Raw genomic sequence first — 19113 nt, 5'->3', positions numbered from 1 at the left:
CTGTAGACCGCCGTCCGCCGTTCGGGCTAGACGCCAGACGCGCCCGGCAAAGCGCGCGCCCGAGCCCGCGCGACGCCGCGGCCACCCCGGGCCGGCGAGGCTGCGCATCGTGACGACGCGAAATTCATGCAGCCCGCGCTGGTCGATGAGGTCGACGCCGCTCCGTCGGCGTTGAGCCCTCGGCTTCTGCTTGGCGAATTGACATCCCTTCGCGCCTGTGCCCGTCTCGGACGCTGTCGCAGAACACCGATTTCGAGGCTGACTGTGCGCCGCCATCCGCTCATCGCCCGCTTGATCGCGCCGCTCGTTCTCGCCGCTTCGGCGGGCATGGCCGAAGCCGGGTCGATCGCCACGACGGACGCCGCGGTCGCGACGCTTGCCGACGGGCGAACGGGAACGATCGCCTTCGAGGCGCCGACCCCGAGAAGCGGACGCGCGCTCGCCATGCGGAAAGTGACGGAAGAAGCCTTGATCGCCGGCGTGTTGACTCTGCCGGCAGGCGCCGGCCCGGCCGCGAAGGTTCCGGCCATGGTGGTGGTTCACGGCAGCAGCGGGGTGCTGAAGAACGAATGGGAGTGGGCGCAGCGGCTCAACGCGATGGGCGTCGCGACCTTCGTCATCGACAACTTCACCGGCCGCGGCGTGAGCGAAACGGCGACGGACCAGTCGCGGCTGTCGCCCGCCGCCGACGTCGCCGGGGCGCTTGCGGCGCTCCGGCTGCTCGCGACGCATCCCGCGATCGACGAAAAGCGGATCGGCGTGATCGGCTTTTCGCGCGGCGGATCGGCTGCGTTGAATGCCGCGCTGGAGCCGATTCGTCGCGGGGTCATCGACGACGGGCTCCGCTTCGCCGCTCACGTCGCAGTCTATCCGGGATGCGCTGTGGCGTGGGTGTCGGCCCACCTCGACGGGTCGCCAATTCTCATGCTGTTGGGGGGCAAGGACGACTACACGCCGGCCGCGTTCTGCCTGGCTTACGCCGATCGCCTGCGCGCGAGAGGCGCCTCGATTTCCGTGATCGTCTATCCCGACGCCTACCACGGTTTCGACAGCGCCGCGCCGCCGCGCTTCCGCCCGGGGCCGACGACCCTGCGCAAGTGTCACGGCGAGATCGATCTCGACGACGGCGCATTGACGATGGAGAGGGGCGACGACAAGGCGACCGGCAAGGACGCCGGCGCCCTGCTGAAGGACTGCGTGGAACACGGCGTCACCGTCGGCGGCGATCCGGAGGCGCGCGAGAGGGCGCCGAACGACGTCGCCAATTTCCTCAAAGCGATATTCGCCGCGTCTCGTTAGCATGATATCGCCCGCCTATCGATGCGCTCGCCGAACCGCTCGATCGTTGACAATTCAGGCGGCTCCGCCTCTTAACCGCTCGTGCGCGACCTGTTATGGGATTCGCTCAGCGCGCCAACGCGAAGTCTTTCATGGATTTTGAGCCCGTCTATTCGACGCCGCGCGCGGAAGCCGTGGCGCGATTCCTTGCGGAACGCTACGCTGTGGCGACGCCCCTGGATTGCCGCATGCTCAATCGCGGGTTCAACGACGTTTACCTCGTCGTCACGGCGTCCGGAGACCGTTACGTCTTCCGCATTTCGCATCTGCGCGCGCGCGGCGCCGCCGACGTCGCGGCGGAGACCGCCTTCCTGGCGCATCTCGATCGGATGGGCGTGCCGGTCGCCGCGCCCATAGCGACGCGGGAAGGCGCTTTGTTCGTTCGCGGTCTGTCGCCCGAGGGTCTGCGCGAAGGCGTTCTCTTTCGCGCTCTCGACGGCCGCGCGCCCGACCCGGGTTGTGCCGACGCCCGCGCCAACGGCGTCACCCTCGCCATGGTCCATGACGCCGCAAGCTCGTTCAGCCCCCCTTCGTCGCGCTACACGCTCGATCTCGACCACCTTTTGCGCCGGCCTCTCGCCCGCCTCGAAAAAAGCGGGCTGATCGAAAGCGCAGCCACGAGCGCCGAGTTCGAAGGCGTCGCTTCGAGAACAGCACAGGCGATCGAGTCGCTCGATTTGACCTGGACCTACTGCCACGGCGATTGCCACGGCTTCAACGCGCGAATGACGGACGCCGGCGCCGCGGCGTTCTTCGACTTCGACGACGGCGGTCCGGGATATCTGGCCTATGACCTGGCGGTGTTCTTGTGGGCGAAGGTCTCGTTCGGGCGCAAGCAGCACGCCTCATGGCGCGCTTTCCTCGAGGGCTATCAGTCGGTGCGGACAATCGCACCGAACGATCTCGAAGCGGCGCACGCCTTCGTCATCGTTCGCCACATATGGCTGATCGGCGAATATTCGAGCCGTACCGAGGAATGGGGCAGAGAACCCGCCCGCTGGGTCGGGCGCGAAATCGAATTCCTGAAAGCGTGGCAGGCCGAGACAATGACCGGACGCCTATTTTGAAATCGCCGCCCGACGCGAAATCGCCTGACCGCGATCGGACAGCCGAAGGACCGTCAACAAGCCGAGACCGAAACCCATGCCCTACCTGCCCTCCACCGCCCGCTACGATTCGATGCGCTACAACCGCTGCGGCCGCAGCGGCCTGAAACTGCCGGCGATCTCGCTCGGCCTCTGGCACAGCTTCGGCTTCAACCGCTCGCCCGACACGATGCGCGCTATTTTGCGCACGGCGTTCGACCTCGGCGTCACCCATTTCGACCTCGCCAACAATTACGGGCCGCCGCCCGGCTCGGCCGAGGTCAATTTCGGCGAGATTTTGCGCAGCGATTTCCGCGGCCACCGCGACGAACTGGTGATCTCGTCGAAGGCCGGCTACGACATGTGGCCCGGGCCCTACGGCGAGTGGGGGAGCCGCAAATATCTGCTGGCGAGCCTCGACCAGAGCCTGAAACGCATGGGGCTCGACACCGTCGACATCTTCTATTCCCACCGCTTCGACCCCGAGACGCCGCTCGAGGAGACGATGGGCGCGCTCGACAGCGCGGTGCGCCAGGGCAAGGCGCTCTATGTCGGGATCTCCTCCTACAATGCCCGGCGCACGCGCGAGGCCGCCGCGATCCTCAGGCGCCTCGGCACGCCGTGCCTCATCCACCAGCCGAGCTATTCGCTGGTCAACCGCTGGATCGAGAGCGACGGCCTGCTCGACACGCTCGACGCCGAGGGGATCGGCGCGATCGTGTTCTCGCCGCTGGCGCAGGGCCTTCTGACCGACAAGTACCTGAACGGCGTACCCGCCGACAGCCGAGCGGCGGAAGCGCATTTCTTCAGGCCGGATTTCCTCACCCCCGAGACGCTCGCCCACGTGCGGGCGCTGAACGCCATCGCCGCGCGGCGCGGGCAGTCGCTCGCCCAGATGGCGCTCGCCTGGGCGCTGCGCGACAGGCGCGTGACCAGCGCGCTGATCGGCGCGAGCCGCCCCGAGCAGGTGGCCGACGCCGTGAAGGCGCTCGAGACGCCCGGCTTCTCGCCGGAGGAGCTGCAGGAGATCGACGGCCACGCTGTCGAGGCCGGGATCAACCTCTGGGCGCGCTCGGCGGAACTGGACGCCTGATCGGGCGTCGAGCGCCGCCTTCCGACGACGGCGCTCCTTTTCGTCATCGCGAGGAGGATCGATGGTTTTCTGCGCCCCGGACCATGATCGCCCGACGACCGGCTCGAGCGGCTGCGCCTGCTGCAGGCCGCTCCTCCGGTCGGCGAGCCGGCGGATCGAAGCGGGCCTGTCGCGGCGCGGGTTCGTGGCGGGGGCGGGCGCGTCGCTCGCGGCCCTCGGATTCGTCGGCCGGGCCGAGGCCCAGCGCGAAACGCCCTCGCCTCCGATCGTGTTCGTGAACTTCCGGTTGTTCGACGGCCGGTCCGCCGACCCGCGCACAGGGCTCCGCCTCCTGGTTCGAGGCGACCGGATCGCGGCGCTCGAGGCCGGCGACACGGGCGCTCCCGACGGCGCGCGGGTGATCGACTGCGACGGCCGGACCATCATGCCTGGCCTGATCGACGCGCACTGGCACACGATCTTCGCCGGGCTCGCGGTCTCGAGCCTGCTCACCGCCGACATCGGCTATATTGTTCTCGCCGCCGCCGCCGAGGCCGAGCGGACGCTGTTGCGCGGCTTCACTACGGTGCGCGATCTCGGCGGCCCCGCCTTCGCGCTCAAGCAGGCGATCGACGACGGACTGGCGCGCGGGCCGCGCATCTTTCCCTGCGGCGCGATGATCACCACCACCGGCGGGCACGGCGACCTGCGACCGCTGTCCGACCTGCCGCGCCCGTTCGGCGGACCGCCCGGCCCCCTCGAGCGGACGGGCGCCGCCAACATCGCCGACAGCGCCGACGAAGTCCGGCTCCGGGTGCGCGAGCAACTGCTGCAGGGCGCCTCCCAGATCAAGCTCGTGGGCGGCGGAGGCGTCTCCTCGCCGCGCACCAGCCTCGACATGCTGACGTTCAGCGAGGCCGAGTTGCGGGCGGGGGTGGAGGCCGCATCCGACCGCAACACCTACGTCGCCGTCCACGCCTATCCGCCGGCCGCCATCCGGCGGGCGCTCGCGGCCGGCGCACTGTGCGTCGAGCATGGCCATCTCATGGACGAGGCGACCGCGAAGCTCATGGCCGACACGGGCGTGTGGCTCAGCACCCAGCCGTTTCTCGACGAGGCCGACACCGGCCGGCTCGCGGGCCAGAGCCGGCTCAACGCCCTTCAGGTGTTCGCCGGCACGGAGACGCTCTATCCGCTGGCGAAGGAACACAAGCTCCGGACCGCGTTCGGCTCGGACCTGTTGTTTTCCAGCGAGCTCGCAAGCCGCCAGGGCGTGATGCTGACCCACCTGCGCCGCTGGTACGACCCCGTGGACATCCTGCGGATGGCGACGTCGACCAACGGCGAGCTGCTCGCGCTGTCGGGGCCGCGCAACCCCTATCCGGGAAAGCTCGGCGTGGTGGAGAGGGACGCGCTCGCCGACCTCATCGTGGTCGACGGCGATCCGCTCGCCGACATCACGCTTCTGGAACGGCCCGGCGCAAGTCTGGCGCTGATCATGAAGGGCGGACGGATTTATAAGGACGAGATCGGAGGGTGAGACGCCGGGCGAGCGGCCGACAAGGGGCCGCGAGGGCGGGCGCTCCGACGGCGTCGTCGTTTTCTCCGTCATCGCGAGCGAAGCGTGGCGATCCAGCGTGGCCGGCCAATGTCTGCCGCGTTGCGCGGGCGCCGGCTTCGACGTCGGCGCATGACGGCTTCTGGATCGCCGCGTCGCCTTCGGCTCCTCGCGAGGACGCCGCGGGCCGGGGGCGGCCCGCACTGTTTTCCGGCGTCACCGCGAGCGAAGCGTGGCGATCCAGCGTGGCCGGCCAATGTCTGCCGCGTTGCGCGGGCGCCGGCTTCGACGTCGGCGCACACGCCCCTGGATCGCCGCGTCGCCTTCGGCGCCTCGCGACTGCGACGCGGGCCGGGGGCGACCCGCACTGTTTTCCGGCGTCATCGCGAGCGAAGCGTGGCGATCCAGCGTGGCCGGCCAATGTCTGCCGCGTTTGCGCGGGCGCCGGCTTCGACGTCGGCGCAGACGGCTCCTGATCGCCGCGTCGCCCTCGGCGCCTCGCGAGGACGCCGCCGGCCGGGGGCGACCCGCACTGTTTTCCGGCGTCATCGCGAGCGAAGCGTGGCGATCCAGCGTGGCCGGCCAATGTCTGCCGCGTCGGCGCGGGCGCCGGCTTCGACGTCGGCGCACACGCCCCTGGATCGCCACGTCGCCTTCGGCGCCTCGCGATTGCGACGCGGGCCGGGGGCGACCCGCACTGTTTTCCGGCGTCATCGCGAGCGAAGCGTGGCGATCCAGCGTGGCCGGCCAATGTCTGCCGCGTTTGCGCGGGCGCCGGCTTCGCCGTCGGCGCACACGCCCCTGGATCGCCGCGTCGCCTTCGGCGCCTCGCGATTGCGACGCGGGCCGGGGGCGACCCGCACTGTCTTCCGGCGTCATCGCGAGCGAAGCGTGGCGATCCAGCGTGGCCGGCCAATGTCTGCCGCGTTTGCGCGGGCGCCGGCTTCGCCGTCGGCGCACACGCCCCTGGATCGCCGCGTCGCCTTCGGCGCCTCGCGAGGACGCCGCAAGCGGCCGGACATCCCGATGAACGGCGCCTCCCCCCTTCCGCTCGCCGCGCCGCGCACGCATAAGGGCCCCGCGAGCATTCAGGGGGCCTTGACGCGTGATCCGTCTCGAAAACATCTCGAAGCAGAACGGCCAGCATCTGCTGTTCGTCGAAGCCTCGGCCGCCCTGATGCGGGGCGAGAAGATTGGGCTGGTCGGCCCCAACGGCGCCGGCAAGACCACCCTGTTCCGCATGATCACCGGGCAGGAGGCGCCGGACGAGGGGCAGATCTCGGTCGAGCGCGGCGTCACCATCGGCTACTTCAGCCAGGATGTCGGCGAGATGTCGGGCCGCAGCGCGGTCGCCGAGGTGATGGACGGCGCCGGCCCCGTCAGCGTGGTCGCAGCCGAACTCGAGGCCGCGATGTCCGACCCCGATCAGGCTGACGCCATGGAGGCGATCCTCGAGCGCTACGGCGAGGCGCAGCACCGGTTCGAGGAACTCGGCGGCTACGCCCTCGAAGGCCGCGCGCGGGAAGTGCTGGCCGGCCTCAGCTTCACCGAGCCGATGATGGACGGCGACGTCGGCGCGCTGTCGGGCGGGTGGAAGATGCGCGTCGCGCTTGCCCGCATCCTGCTCATGCGCCCGGACGCGATGCTGCTCGACGAGCCGAGCAACCATCTCGACCTCGAGAGCCTGATCTGGCTCGAAACCTTCCTCAAAGGCTATGACGGCGCTCTGTTCATGACCTCGCACGACCGCGCGTTCATGAATCGCATCGTCAACAAGATCGTCGAGATCGACGGCGGTTCGCTCGCCAGCTATTCCGGCGACTACGAGTTCTACGAGCGGCAGCGCGCCGAGGGCGAGAAGCAGCAGCAGGCCCAGTTCGAGCGCCAGCAGGCGATGCTGGCCAAGGAGATCAAGTTCATCGAGCGCTTCAAGGCGCGCGCCTCGCACGCCGCGCAGGTGCAGAGCCGGGTGAAGAAGCTCGACAAGATCGAGCGGGTCGAGCCGCCCCGGCGCCGCCAGACGATCGCGTTCGAGTTCCGGCCCGCGCCGCGCTCGGGCGAGGACGTGGCGAGCCTGAAGGCCGTGCACAAGCGTTACGGCGAAAAGGTCATTTACGAAGGATTCGATTTCCAGGTGCGGCGCCGGGAGCGCTGGTGCGTGATGGGCGTCAACGGGGCCGGAAAATCGACGCTGCTGAAACTGGTCGCCGGCGCCTCCGAGCCCGACGCAGGCGCCGTGTCGCTCGGGGCGAGCGTCAAGATGGGCTATTTCGCCCAGCACGCCATGGACCTGCTCGACGGCGACCGCACCGTGTTCCAGTCGCTCGAAGACGCGTTCCCGCAGGCCGGCCGGGGCTCGCTGATGTCGCTCGCCGGCGCTTTCGGCTTCTCCGGCGACGACGTCGAGAAGAAGTGCCGGGTGCTCTCAGGCGGCGAGAAGGCGCGCCTCGTGATGGCGCAAATGCTGTACGATCCGCCCAATTTTCTCGTGCTCGACGAGCCGACCAACCACCTCGACCTCCTGACCAAGGAGATGCTGATCGGGGCGCTCGCGCAATACGAGGGCGCGATGCTGTTCGTCTCGCACGACCGCCATTTCCTCGCCGCGCTGTCGAACCGGGTTCTGGAGCTGACGCCGGAGGGCGTCCATCAATACGCCGGCGGATACAGCGAATACGTCGCTCGGACCGGCCACGAGGCGCCGGGGCTGCACGTCTAAGCCGGCTTCGGCTTCAGTAGGGCGCCGGCGCGCTCGCGATGACGCCGTTGCTGGTCACGACCACCCAGGCGCCGCCGCGCCGCTCGATGCCGAGCACCCGCCCCGCCCCGGGTATCACATCCCCGGGCGTCACCTGCTGCGGCCCGCCGTAGCGGCTCGCGACCACCGCGACGCCGTTCTGAACGTCCTCGACCTCGTAGTCCGGGAGCAGACGCCGGGCGCCCGGCCCCGGGTCGCTCGCGACGGCCGCGACCGCGGGCTTCGCCGGAGCGGGCTTCATCGCCGCCGCGACGGCGACCTTCTTCTCGAGCTTGTCGAGCCGCGCGGCGAGATCGGACGCCGGCGCGGGCGGAACGGCGGCCGCCTTCTTCTCGAGCCTGTCCAGCCGGGCCGCGAGATCGGCCACGCCGGCGGAGGGCGGCGCCGCCTTTTCCAGCGCGTCGAGCCGCGCGGCGACAACCGTCGGCGCGCCGCTCCGGTCGATCCGTTCGGCGAGGCTGTCGAGCCGGGCGCGGGTCTCGCGCTCGAGGCCGTCGAGCCGGGCGGTCGCGTCGGCGAGCGCCGCGCGCAGGTCGTGGAGCGCGGCGCCCTCGCCCTCGGCCGCCGCCGCGGGTTTCGCAGGGGGCGCGCCGGCGGGCGCGGCGAGGTCGGCGAGCGCCCCCGCCCTCAACGCGCCGAGCATCCCGGCGCGCTGGGAGACGGCGAGCGCGACGCCGCACAGGGCCAGCAGCGCCAGGCCCGCGACGAGCGGGGAGAGCCGGCGCCGCTTCGCCCGTGGCGCCGGCCGATGGAGATCCGGGTCGAGCGGAACAATGACGGCGGGCGGGGAAGGCGGGGCCCGCTCCGCTTCGCCCGAAGGGTCGGCCCGGTTCGGCGGCGCCGGCGGCCCGATCGACGCCAGCGCGTCGAGCGGACCAACCACGGCGGGCGGCGAAGGCGGCGTCCGTTCCGCCTCGCCGGCCGGTCCGGCCGGGTCCGGCGGCGCTGCCGACCGGATCGACGCCAGCGCCCCGAACATCTCCCGAGCGGCGGCGTAGTCCTTGCGATCGAGGGCCGCGAGCGCGGCGTCGATGGCGTTGGTCGCGTCTGTCCGGCCGCGCGCCGCGAACAGCCGGCGCGCGGTTGCGTAGTCGCGGCGATCGAGCGCCGCCCGGGCGTCCGCGAGCGCGTCGGCCGGCGCGGCGCCAGGGGACTCGGCCTGCGAAACCGAGGTTTCCCCCGCGGTCGGGCGACCGTCGGGTCCGGGCCCTTCGGCCGACGCGCGGCCGGCGGCGGCGGGCGTCGTCTCCGTCCCTTCGGTCGGCGCGGGCGAACGATCGCCGCCCTCGTCTCGAATGTCCTTGTCTGCGGCTGCGGAAGCGTCTGGTGCGGTCAAACTCTCTGTCCGGCTGATTGTTCGGCGGCGCGCCGTTCATCCGCCATTAACGGCCTGGTGAGGATTTTTTGCGGCGGACGCGCCGGTCACAGGGCGAGCGCCGCCGTGACCCCGTCTACGGCCGGGGCGGCGCGGAAGGCGGGCAGCGCCTCGGCGCGCGCCGCGAAGGCGGCGAGGTTCGGATAGGGGGCGACGTCGACGAGGTCGCCGATCGTCCCGGTGACGAAGCCGAGCGCGCAGGCGGCGGCGATGTCGGCGAGCCCGAGCGGGCCGGCGATAAAGCCGGCCGGCGGCAATTCGCGATCGAGCGCGGCGAGCCCCTGATGGAGTTGGCCGGCGATCCGGTCGACCCAGGGCTGATGGCGCTTGTCGGCCGGGCGCAGGGCGCGCTCGTAATGCTGCTGCACCGCCTTTTCCATCACCGCGAGCGCCACGCCGGCGAGGCGCAACGCGCGCGGAAGATCTTGCGGGTTCGCAGGGGTCAGCGCCCGCATGGCCGGGACGGTCGCGACGCAATAGTCGAGGATCAGCGTCGAATCGATCAGCACGGTCCCGTCGTCGGTCACCAGCGTCGGCGCCTTGAGCAGCGGATTGATGGCCGAGAACTGGTCGATGTGGCGAAAGAGCGAAATCGGCTTGTGCTCGAAGGGAACGCCGGCCGCGATCAGCGCGACCGCGACCCGCCGGACGTAGGGAGAATCGAGCATCCCGATCAGTTGCATTGCCGAACGCCTCCGCGGTGGACCGAACCCGCGTCAGTCTGCCAGCGCCGCTCGTCCGCCGCAACCCGCGGCTGCGGGCAGCCGCCTCATGTCGCGCCCCTCACGGGATTGACGAATGCCAAGCCTGCGAAGTCCTTTTCGTTGTCCGTTGCGACCACGCAATCATTGGCCAGGGCGACGGCCCCGATGATCATGTCGAGGGCGCTCCGCGGCCGGCCGGCGGCCGCGCCGTCCGCCATCAGACGCGCCCAGATCAGCCCGGCCTTGTCGTCGAAGGCGAGAATGCGTCCGGCGAACAGCGCTTGCGGTCCCTCGGGGCCGGAGAACCAGGCCTCCAGGGCGTCGCGCTTCCGGCCGCTCGGCTTCTGGAGGATGCCGAGCCGGATTTCCGCGACGGTAAGGGAAGCGATGAACAGATCTTCGTCCCGCCGCCCGGCCCACCAGTCCAGCAGCGCCTGAGACGGTTCGGGTTTGACCACGTTGCTGATGACGTTGGTGTCGAGCACGAAGCGGGTCACAGGTCGACCTTGCGCCCCTCTTCGCGCGGACGCCCGAAGGCGAGTTCCGCCCCGACCAGCGGCGAACGCCGCAACGCCCGCAAGATGTTGCCGTTGTTCGGCGGTTCGTCGCCGACGATCCGCCGAACCGCGGCCCGCGCCTCGCTCGCGCCCGGGCCCTCCTCGGCCAGACGCCGGGCCAGCGCGCGGATCAGATCCCGGTCGGTTTCGAGCGCCTGGACCTCGAACCGCGCGACGCCGCGATGGGCAAGGCGGCGCCGATAGCTTTCGATCGCCCGCTTCTGCGCCGCATTGCTCATCGACCCTCTCCACGATATAACCAGTTATATATCCCGTGTCCGGGAAGCTCAAGGATCAAGCCCATGGCCGAAACCGAATCGTACGTCCCGCCGCAAGTGTGGACCTGGAGCAAGCCGAGCGGCGGCCGGTTCGCCAGCATCAACCGGCCGATCGCCGGGGCGACGCACGAGAAGGACCTGCCGGTCGGGCGTCACCCGCTGCAGCTCTATTCGCTCGCGACCCCCAACGGGCAGAAGGTCACGATCCTGCTCGAGGAGCTGCTGGCGCTGGGCTTCGCCGGCGCCGAGTACGACGCCTGGCTGATCAACATCGGCGAGGGCGACCAGTTCGGCAGCGGCTTCGTCGCGGCCAACCCCAACTCCAAGATTCCGGCGATGGTCGACCGCTCCGGCCCGACGCCGATCCGGGTGTTCGAATCGGGCGCCATTCTGCTCTATCTGTCGGAAAAATTCGGCGTCCTCGCGCCCTCGGAGCCGGGAGCGCGGGCGGAGTGCCTGTCGTGGCTGTTCTGGCAGATGGGCAGCGCGCCCTACGTCGGCGGAGGCTTCGGCCACTTCTACGCCTATGCGCCGGCGAAGTTCGAATACGCCATCGACCGCTTCACGATGGAGACGAAGCGCCAGCTCGACGTCCTCGACCGGCGCCTGGGCGAGAGCCGCTACGTCGCCGGCGACGCCTACACCATCGCCGACATCGCCATCTTTCCCTGGTACGGCGGTCTGGTGGAAGGGTTTCTCTACAACGCCGCCGAATTCCTGTCGGTGCAGGACTACGGCAACGTGAAGCGGTGGGCGGACGAGTTGCTCCAGCGGCCCGCGGTGGTGCGCGGGCGCATGGTCAACCGCACCTACGGCGATCCCGCCGGCCAGTTGCGCGAGCGCCATGACGCGGACGACTTCGCCACGAAGACGCAGGACAAGCTCGAACCGGAGGCGAAGCCGTAAAAGGTCGGCTCGTTGCGCGCGCCCGTCCGCGCGCGCGGACATGGCCTGACGGCGTCATCCGGGCTCGCAGGGAGGCCGCGACGCGGTCGGTCGGCCCGCGGCGCGCGGATCGCCCTCGTCGAGGCGCGCGACGAGGGCGGCGCGCGCGGCGGCGTCTCGGCTAGGCCGCCACGCCCGGCGCCCGCAGGCGCATTTCGGCGGCGACGATGTCGATGCCGATCGGGCCGAAGCCATGGCTGTCGACTCCGACGTCGAGGCTCAGACCGTGCGGTTGGCTGTTGAATTTGCCGTGGACGTGCCCGTAGAGATGCCAGGCGCCGCGCCAGGCGTTCGGCCACTCGCGCAAGGGGTAGTGGCACAGGAAGATCCGCTGGCCGCCGATGGCGATTTCCCGCATTTCGACGATCGAGACGAACCGGCGCGTCGCCTCCATCAGCGGGCGCGGATCGTTGTTGCCGAGCACGAGATGGATGTGACCGTGGAGTCGGCCGAGCAACTCGGCGAGGCGGTCGTGATGATCGTGACCGACGTCGCCGAGGTGGTAGACCTCGTCGTCGGGACTGACGCGCTCGTTCCAGCGCGTGACCAGAAGCTCGTCCATTTCGCTGAGCGATTTGAACGGCCGCATGCGCTTGGTGAGCGCGAACATATGCCCGAAATGTGTATCCGCCGTGAAATGGATTTTACGCATCCAGCACCGCCTTGGGAGTTGATATCGCCACGCCTTCCCCCGTTTCGCCGCGCGACCGTCCGCGCGCGCCGCCTTGCCCGGCCCTCGCGTGCTCCGGATTCGGATCACGCGAGACGACCGCATCACAGCATTAGCAAGGTTTATGCCCGATCGCTATGAGCCGGAGGTAGGGTTCGCGGCCGTTCACGGCGCCGGGTCAAGGATTTGTCGACCTCCGCGCGCGGCATTTCGCCAGAATGTCAATTGACGCAAGCCGCCGGCTTGCCGATATCCCTTATGATTTTCGCGGCGAGAGCGCCGCGCATGCGTCGACACCCCGCGGAGACAGAGTCCTCATGTCGTTTCTCGAAGCCTACCGAGCCCATGTCGCCGAACGCGCCGCGCTCGGAATCCCGCCGCTGCCGCTGTCGGCGAAGCAGACCGAGGCCCTGATCGCCCTGTTGCGCGATCCGCCGAAGGGCGAGGAGGCGTTTCTGGTCGACCTTTTGACCCACCGCGTGCCGGCGGGCGTGGACGACGCGGCCCGGCTCAAGGCCGGCTTCCTCGACGGCGTCGCCAAGGGCTACGAGACCAACGCGCTCGTTTCGCGCGCGCTCGCGACGCGACTGCTCGGCACGATGCTCGGCGGCTTCAACATCAAGGCGCTGATCGACCTGCTGCCGGACCCGGCAGTCGGCGCGATCGCCGCCGAGGGCCTGAAGAAGACCCTGCTGATCTTCGACTATTTCCACGACGTGAAGGAGCTCGCCGACAAGGGCGACGCCAACGCGAAGACGGTGATCAAATCCTGGGCCGACGCCGAGTGGTTCACCTCGCGCCCCGAGGTTCCCGAGCAGCTGACGCTGACCGTGTTCAAGGTGTCGGGCGAGACCAACACCGACGATCTGTCGCCGGCCCCCGACGCCTCGACCCGCCCCGACATCCCCCTGCACGCGCTCGCCATGCTCAAGAACCCGCGTCCGGGCATCGAGCCGGACGAGCCGGGCGTGCGCGGCGCGACGAAGCAGCTGGCGGCGCTGATCGCCAAGGGGCATCCCGTCGCCTATGTCGGCGACGTGGTCGGCACCGGCTCGTCGCGCAAATCCGCCACCAATTCCGTGCTCTGGTTCACCGGGCAGGGCATCCCTTATGTCCCGAACAAGCGCTTCGGCGGCGTCTGCCTGGGCTCGAAGATCGCGCCGATCTTCTACAACACGATGGAAGACGCCGGCGCGCTGCCGATCGAACTCGACGTGTCGCAGATGGAGATGGGCGACGTGATCGAACTGCGCCCCTATGACGGCAAGGCCTGGAAGAACGGCGCGGCGATCGCCGAGTTCAAGGTCAAGTCGGACGTGATCTTCGACGAGGTGCGCGCCGGCGGCCGCATTCCGCTGATCATCGGCCGCGGCCTCACCGCCCGCGCGCGAGAAGCGCTGAACCTGCCCGCATCGACGCTGTTCCGCCTCCCTGCGGCGCCCGGCGACAGCGGCAAGGGCTTCACGCTCGCCCAAAAAATGGTCGGCCGCGCCTGCGGCCTGCCCGAGGGCAAGGGGGTTCGTCCCGGAACCTATTGCGAGCCGAGGATGACCACCGTCGGCTCGCAGGACACGACCGGCCCGATGACCCGCGACGAATTGAAGGACCTCGCCTGCCTCGGCTTCTCGGCGGATCTGGTGATGCAGTCCTTCTGCCACACCGCCGCCTACCCGAAGCTCGTCGACGTCCAGACCCACCGCGACCTGCCGACTTTCATTTCTAACCGCGGCGGCATCTCGCTCAGGCCCGGCGACGGCGTCATCCACTCCTGGCTGAACCGACTGCTCCTGCCCGACACCGTCGGCACCGGCGGCGACAGCCACACCCGCTTCCCGATCGGCATTTCGTTCCCGGCCGGCTCCGGCCTCGTCGCCTTCGCGGCCGCCACCGGCGTGATGCCGCTCGACATGCCCGAGTCGGTGCTGGTCCGCTTCAAGGGGACAATGCAGCCGGGGATCACCCTGCGCGACCTCGTCAACGCCATTCCCTACGCCGCGATCAAGGCAGGCGCCCTGACGATCGAGAAGAAGGGCAAGAGAAACGTCTTCAGCGGCCGCATCCTCGAGATCGAAGGTCTGCCCGACCTCAAGGTCGAGCAGGCGTTCGAGCTGTCCGACGCGTCCGCCGAGCGCTCGGCCGCCGGCTGCACGGTGCGGCTGAACAAGGAGCCGATCAGCGAATACCTCAGGTCGAACATCACGCTGATGAAGTGGATGATCGCCGAAGGCTACCAGGATCGCCGTTCGCTCGAGCGCCGCATCGCCGCCCAGGAAGCCTGGCTCGCCGACCCCGTCCTGCTCGCGCCCGACGCCGACGCCGATTACGCGGCGGTGTTCGAGATCGATCTCGCCACGATCACCGAGCCGCTGCTCGCCTGCCCGAACGACCCGGACGACATCAAGCCGCTGTCGGAAGTCGCCGGCGATAAGATCGACGAGGTGTTCATCGGCTCGTGCATGACCAACATCGGCCATTTCCGCGCCGCCGGAAAGATCCTCGCCGGCAAGTCGGATATTCCGACCCGCCTGTGGATCGCCCCGCCGACCAAGATGGACGCCCATCTTCTCACGGAAGAAGGCTATTACGCCACGCTCGGAAAATCCGGCGCGCGGATGGAAATGCCCGGCTGCTCGCTGTGCATGGGCAACCAGGCGCAGATCCGAAAGGGCTCGACGGCGCTCTCCACCTCGACCCGCAACTTCCCCAACCGCCTCGGCATCGACACCCGCGTCTACCTGTCGTCGGCCGAACTCGCCGCCGTCGGCGCTCTGCTGGGCAGAATCCCGACCTTCGAGGAATACATGGCCGCGGTCGGCGGCCTGAAGGGCAAGACCGACGAAGTCTACCGCTACATGAATTTCGATCAGATCCCGGAGTTCGTCGAGGCGGCGGAGACGGTCGGGGCGTGATCGGCGCCGGCCGGCCCTCGTCGCGGAGGGGAGACCCTCTCCCTCCGGGAGAGGGTCAGCCGCGAAGCGGCAGGGTGAGGGCCCGCCGGGCCGTATACGGCCACACACGGACTCCGCCGCGGCGCAAACCCGGATTCATTCAAAGCGACAATGACGGCATTTCCCTTTCGTAAGGCGCACTTCATCGGCCTCGCCGGCGTCGGCATGAGCGCCACCGCGATCCTGCTGCGCGACAGCGGCGTCGCCGTGACCGGCTCCGACGAGGCGGTCTATCCGCCAATCTCGCACGTGCTGGCTCGCGAACATCTGGCGTGCCGGACGCCCTACGCGCCGCAGAACATTCCCGACGACGCCGATCTCATCGTCATCGGCAAGAACGCCCGATTGACGCCGGACCAGAACGCCGAGGTCGCGGAAGCTTTCCGCCGCGCCGCGGCGCCGGGAGGGGCAAAGATCCTGTCCTTCGCCGAAGCGCTCGCGCTGCTGTCGCGCGGCCGGGACAACATCGTGGCGGCGGGGTCGTTCGGCAAGACGACGAGCGTTGCGATGATGGCGCATTGCCTCGCGAGCGCCGGGCTCGATCCGTCGTGGATGATCGGCGCCGTGCCGTTGTCGCCCGCCCGGGCCGCCAATGCCGGCCAGGGACGGTTCTTTCTGCTCGAAGGCGACGAATATCCCTCTTCCAACACCGACAACCGGTCGAAATTCCTGCATTACCGACCCGCGCACCTGTTGCTGGCGCCGCTGGCCCACGATCACGTCAACGTCTTCCCGACGATCGAGTCCTACCTCGCGCCGTTCCATCGCTTGTTCGATCTGGTCCCGCGCGACGGGCTGATCGTCGCGGCGACCTCGGGCGAACTCAGCGAGCGTTTTCTCGCCGACGTGAAGCGCGACGTCGTGACCTTCGGTCTCACCCGCGGCGACTGGCGGGCGGTCGACATCGACTATGGCGAAACCTCGCAATTCACCCTGACCGAGCGCGGTCGCGCGATCGCCCGGGTGACGACCAGTCAGCTCGGCGCGCACAACATCGAAAACATGGTCGGGATCGGGGCGTTCGTTCTGACCCTCGGCCTCGTCGGCGTCGAGCAATACGCGGCGGCGATGGCGAGCTTTCGCGGCGTCGTGCGCCGGCTCGATCGAAAGTCGGATCTGACCAGCGTGCAGATGTTCGAAGGCTTCGGATCGTCCTACGACAAGGCGAAGAGCGCCATCGCGGCGATGAAAACCCATTTCGCCCGTCGGCGCCTGCTCGTCGTGTTCGAGCCGCACACGTTTTCGTGGCGCAATCGCAACACCCTCGCCTGGTACGACGACGTGTTCAAGGGGTGCGACCGCGTGTTCATCTACGAGCCGGCGAACCAGGGGGCCGCGACCCACGAGCAGGCGAGTCTGAACGAAATCATGGCGCGCGTGTACGCCGCCGGCGTCGACGCCACGCCGATCCATTCCTGCGCCGAGGGCCTCAAGCGCATCGGCGCCGAGCTGCGCGCCGACGACGCCGTCCTGTTCCTGACGTCCGGCGATATCGGCGGCCTGATCGAGCGGTTGCCGGCGCTGGCGGAGACGCTGCACCCGCTTCGTGGCGCGGTCTGACTCCGCGCGCCTCGCCGCGCTCCCTCGCCGATCGACGTCGGGCCGCCAGTGGCCGCATGGAAATGTCTTCCCAAAAACAGAAGGCCATGGTAGTCTGCCAAGACTGAGGAATAAACGGTCCGGCCCTGCCCGACAAAGGCCGGGCGGACCTGCGCTGTTTGGCTTTGTGGATCATGGGAAGGCCGCTCGCGGCGAGTCCGGCGCGCCGCAGTCGCTCATGCGTCGTTGTCGACGCGGCCGCTGGCCGCGTACCGCGCTCGCCGAGCGCGGCGACAAGAGCGCCGGCGCCCGGAGATCCGCCCCGGTTGAGAGTGAAAAATGACGTATCTCCCAAGCCGGCAGCGAACAGCGCCGTCATCGCGAGCGACGCGATCCAGAGCCGCCGGGCCGCTGTTGCGCCCTCTGATCGTCCCGCCGCCCTTCGTTGCGAGCAGAAGACGGAGCGATTTTTCCGCAGGAAGCAAGCGGCGGCATGGGTTGCTTCGTCCCCCCCCCCGGGCTCGGCGGCCAGGGAGTTGCTCCTCGCAATGACCGGGTCGGGAGTTACAAAGTGACGGAACACCCAAGCCTTGGGGCGCCTTGGGAATGACGGGCGGTCGTCGACGCCGAGGCGAGAGCGATGACGCTTGCCGCCGTCCTCGCGAGGAGCCCGAAGGGCGACGCGGCGATCCAGGGGCCGCCTGCGCCGACGTTGAAGCGCGGCGACGCCCCGCATGCGGCAGGCCTTGGCCCCGCCCCATGGATCGCCACGTCGCTTCGCTCCTCGCGATGACGTCGGCTTGGCAGTTACAAAATGACGTATCTCCCAAGGTGGACGCCGAAGAACGCCATCATCGCGAGCGAAGCGCGGCGATCCAGTGCCGCTGGGCCGCTGTCGCGCCCTCTGATCGTCCCGCCGCCCGTCGTTGAGAGCAGAAGACGGAGCGATTTTTTCCGCAGGAAGCAAGCGGCGGCATGGGTTGCTTCGTCCCCCCGGGCTCGTCGGCCAGGGAGTTGCTCCTCGCAATGACCGGGTCGGGAGTTACAAAGTGACGGAACACCCAAGCCTTGGGGCGCCTTGGGAATGACGGGCGGTCGTCGACGCCGAGGCGAGAGCGATGACGCTTCCCGCCGTCATCGCGAGGAGCCCGAAGGGCGACGCGGCGATCCAGGGCCGCCTGCGCCGACGTTGAGCGGCGACGCCCCGCATGCGGCAGGCCTTGGCCCCGCCGCCTGGATCGCCACGTCGCTTCGCTCCTCGCGATGACGTCGGCTTGGCAGTTACAAAATGACGTATCTCCCAAGGTGGACGCCGAAAGAACGCCGTCATCGCGAGCGACCCCCGGGTCGAAGAGCCCGGGGGGAAGCGACCCAGGGGCCGCTCGGCTGCTGTTGCGGCTCGTGGACCGCCACGCCGTCCCTCGAGCTTCGTTGCGAGCAGAAGACGGAGCAATCCTTGCAAAATGGACGCAAACTCCGTCGTGGATTGCTTCGGCGCTTTGCTCCTCGCAATGACGGGGTTGGGAGTTACAAAGTGACGGAACACCCAAGCCTTGGGGCGCCTTGGGAATGACGGGCGGTCGTCGACGCCGAGGCGAGAGCGATGACGCTTGCCGCCGTCCTCGCGAGGAGCCCGAAGGGCGACGCGGCGATCCAGGGGCCGCCTGCGCCGACGTTGAAGCGCGGCGACGCCCCGCATGCGGCAGGCCTTGGCCCCGCCGCCTGGATCGCCACGTCGCTTCGCTCCTCGCGATGACGTCGGCTTGGCAGTTACAAAATGACGTATCTCCCAAGGTGGACGCCGAAGAACGCCGTCATCGCGAGCGAAGCGCGGCGATCCAGGGGCCGCTGGGCCACTGTTGCAGCTCGTGGACCGCCAGGCCGTCCTTCGGGCTTCGTTGCGAGCAGAAGACGGAGCAATCCTTGCAAAATGCACGCAAACTCCGTCGTGGATTGCTTCGGCGCTTTGCTCCTCGCAATGACGGGGTTGGGAGTTACAAAATGACGTAACTCCCAAGCCCGGCGTACGAGCGGCGGTCACGGCGCTCAACGGGAGCGGCGGCGTCTCGCCGCCGGGGTGCGCGAGACGCGCACCCTCCCAAGGCGCGCCCTGTTCGGCTCCTCGCGGACAGCCACCTTGGTAGTTACAAAATGACGTAACTGCCAACCGCGTCATTGCGAGGAGCAAAGCGACGAAGACTGTATGTCCTTGCGGAGGCGGGGCGGCCCGTCCTCGATGCGCCTTGCGAGGGTTGCTCGGATAGGCCGGGTAGAGCCTCACGCGAG

At 69.2% G+C, this 19113-nt stretch carries 13 protein-coding genes; 8 read left to right on the top strand and 5 right to left on the bottom strand.

Features of this window, described 5'->3' with window-relative positions; genetic code table 11:
* The first annotated feature begins 264 nt into the window (after positions 1-264).
* From DFR50_RS18725 to DFR50_RS18705, 5 genes are all read left to right on the top strand, one after another.
* Positions 265-1299 carry a dienelactone hydrolase family protein gene (locus tag DFR50_RS18725; protein WP_170153283.1) on the top strand — a complete coding sequence of 345 codons (1035 nt, stop codon included), beginning with the start codon at positions 265-267 and terminating at the stop codon, positions 1297-1299.
* Positions 1300-1430: 131 nt separating this feature from the next.
* The gene (locus DFR50_RS18720; RefSeq protein ID WP_113890885.1) at positions 1431-2405 is read left to right on the top strand and encodes a phosphotransferase enzyme family protein; all 975 of its coding nucleotides are present in this window, start codon (positions 1431-1433) and stop codon (positions 2403-2405) included.
* Between the two features lie 76 nt (positions 2406-2481).
* Complete coding sequence (mgrA, locus tag DFR50_RS18715) at positions 2482-3516, top strand: L-glyceraldehyde 3-phosphate reductase (protein ID WP_113890794.1); 1035 nt, start codon at positions 2482-2484, stop codon at positions 3514-3516.
* A gap of 61 nt (positions 3517-3577) precedes the next feature.
* Entirely contained in the window at positions 3578-5035 is a 1458-nt protein-coding gene (locus DFR50_RS18710; protein WP_113890793.1) for a metal-dependent hydrolase family protein, read from the top strand.
* Between the two features lie 1123 nt (positions 5036-6158).
* On the top strand, positions 6159-7772 hold the full coding sequence (locus tag DFR50_RS18705; RefSeq protein ID WP_113890792.1) for an ABC-F family ATP-binding cassette domain-containing protein: 1614 nt from the start codon (positions 6159-6161) through the stop codon (positions 7770-7772).
* A 13-nt stretch (positions 7773-7785) separates the two neighbouring features.
* Here the strand turns inward: DFR50_RS18705 and DFR50_RS18700 are convergent, their stop codons facing one another.
* The 4 genes from DFR50_RS18700 to DFR50_RS18685 form a co-directional block, all read right to left on the bottom strand.
* Complete coding sequence (locus DFR50_RS18700; protein ID WP_113890791.1) at positions 7786-9147, bottom strand: hypothetical protein; 1362 nt, start codon at positions 9145-9147, stop codon at positions 7786-7788.
* A gap of 86 nt (positions 9148-9233) precedes the next feature.
* Complete coding sequence (locus tag DFR50_RS18695) at positions 9234-9869, bottom strand: glutathione S-transferase family protein (RefSeq protein WP_113890790.1); 636 nt, start codon at positions 9867-9869, stop codon at positions 9234-9236.
* Positions 9870-9955: 86 nt separating this feature from the next.
* A complete protein-coding gene (locus DFR50_RS18690; protein ID WP_113890789.1) occupies positions 9956-10387 on the bottom strand; it encodes a PIN domain-containing protein in 432 nt (143 codons plus the stop codon).
* Positions 10384-10686 (bottom strand): hypothetical protein, encoded by a 303-nt coding sequence (locus DFR50_RS18685; RefSeq protein ID WP_113890788.1) that lies wholly within the window; start codon positions 10684-10686, stop codon positions 10384-10386. The genes DFR50_RS18690 and DFR50_RS18685 overlap by 4 nt, the downstream gene beginning before the upstream one ends.
* 63 nt (positions 10687-10749) lie before the next feature.
* Here DFR50_RS18685 and yghU point away from each other — a divergent pair, with 63 nt between their 5' ends.
* Complete coding sequence (yghU, locus tag DFR50_RS18680; RefSeq protein ID WP_113890787.1) at positions 10750-11631, top strand: glutathione-dependent disulfide-bond oxidoreductase; 882 nt, start codon at positions 10750-10752, stop codon at positions 11629-11631.
* A 160-nt stretch (positions 11632-11791) separates the two neighbouring features.
* Here the strand turns inward: yghU and DFR50_RS18675 are convergent, their stop codons facing one another.
* A complete protein-coding gene (locus DFR50_RS18675; protein ID WP_170153282.1) occupies positions 11792-12322 on the bottom strand; it encodes a metallophosphoesterase family protein in 531 nt (176 codons plus the stop codon).
* Between the two features lie 335 nt (positions 12323-12657).
* On the opposite strand from DFR50_RS18675, the gene acnB reads away from it, so the two are divergent.
* Positions 12658-15249 carry a bifunctional aconitate hydratase 2/2-methylisocitrate dehydratase gene (acnB, locus tag DFR50_RS18670; protein ID WP_113890785.1) on the top strand — a complete coding sequence of 864 codons (2592 nt, stop codon included), beginning with the start codon at positions 12658-12660 and terminating at the stop codon, positions 15247-15249.
* 150 nt (positions 15250-15399) lie between these two features.
* Positions 15400-16848 (top strand): Mur ligase family protein, encoded by a 1449-nt coding sequence (locus DFR50_RS18665; protein WP_113890784.1) that lies wholly within the window; start codon positions 15400-15402, stop codon positions 16846-16848.
* The last annotated feature ends 2265 nt before the right edge of the window (positions 16849-19113 follow it).

Source organism: Roseiarcus fermentans, assembly GCF_003315135.1.
Classification (GTDB): Bacteria; Pseudomonadota; Alphaproteobacteria; order Rhizobiales; family Beijerinckiaceae; genus Roseiarcus; species Roseiarcus fermentans.
This window is presented reverse-complemented; position numbering and strand designations above follow the sequence as displayed.

Bases quoted from the DNA above. Each gene is read 5' to 3' on its own strand.
- DFR50_RS18720 (WP_113890885.1), top strand. From the start codon at position 1,431: ATGGATTTTGAGCCCGTCTATTCGACGCCGCGCGCGGAAGCCGTGGCG.
- mgrA (WP_113890794.1), top strand. From the start codon at position 2,482: ATGCCCTACCTGCCCTCCACCGCCCGCTACGATTCGATGCGCTACAAC.
- DFR50_RS18710 (WP_113890793.1), top strand. From the start codon at position 3,578: ATGGTTTTCTGCGCCCCGGACCATGATCGCCCGACGACCGGCTCGAGC.
- DFR50_RS18695 (WP_113890790.1), bottom strand. From the start codon at position 9,869: ATGCAACTGATCGGGATGCTCGATTCTCCCTACGTCCGGCGGGTCGCG.
- DFR50_RS18685 (WP_113890788.1), bottom strand. From the start codon at position 10,686: ATGAGCAATGCGGCGCAGAAGCGGGCGATCGAAAGCTATCGGCGCCGC.
- yghU (WP_113890787.1), top strand. From the start codon at position 10,750: ATGGCCGAAACCGAATCGTACGTCCCGCCGCAAGTGTGGACCTGGAGC.
- DFR50_RS18675 (WP_170153282.1), bottom strand. From the start codon at position 12,322: ATGCGTAAAATCCATTTCACGGCGGATACACATTTCGGGCATATGTTC.
- acnB (WP_113890785.1), top strand. From the start codon at position 12,658: ATGTCGTTTCTCGAAGCCTACCGAGCCCATGTCGCCGAACGCGCCGCG.
- DFR50_RS18665 (WP_113890784.1), top strand. From the start codon at position 15,400: ATGACGGCATTTCCCTTTCGTAAGGCGCACTTCATCGGCCTCGCCGGC.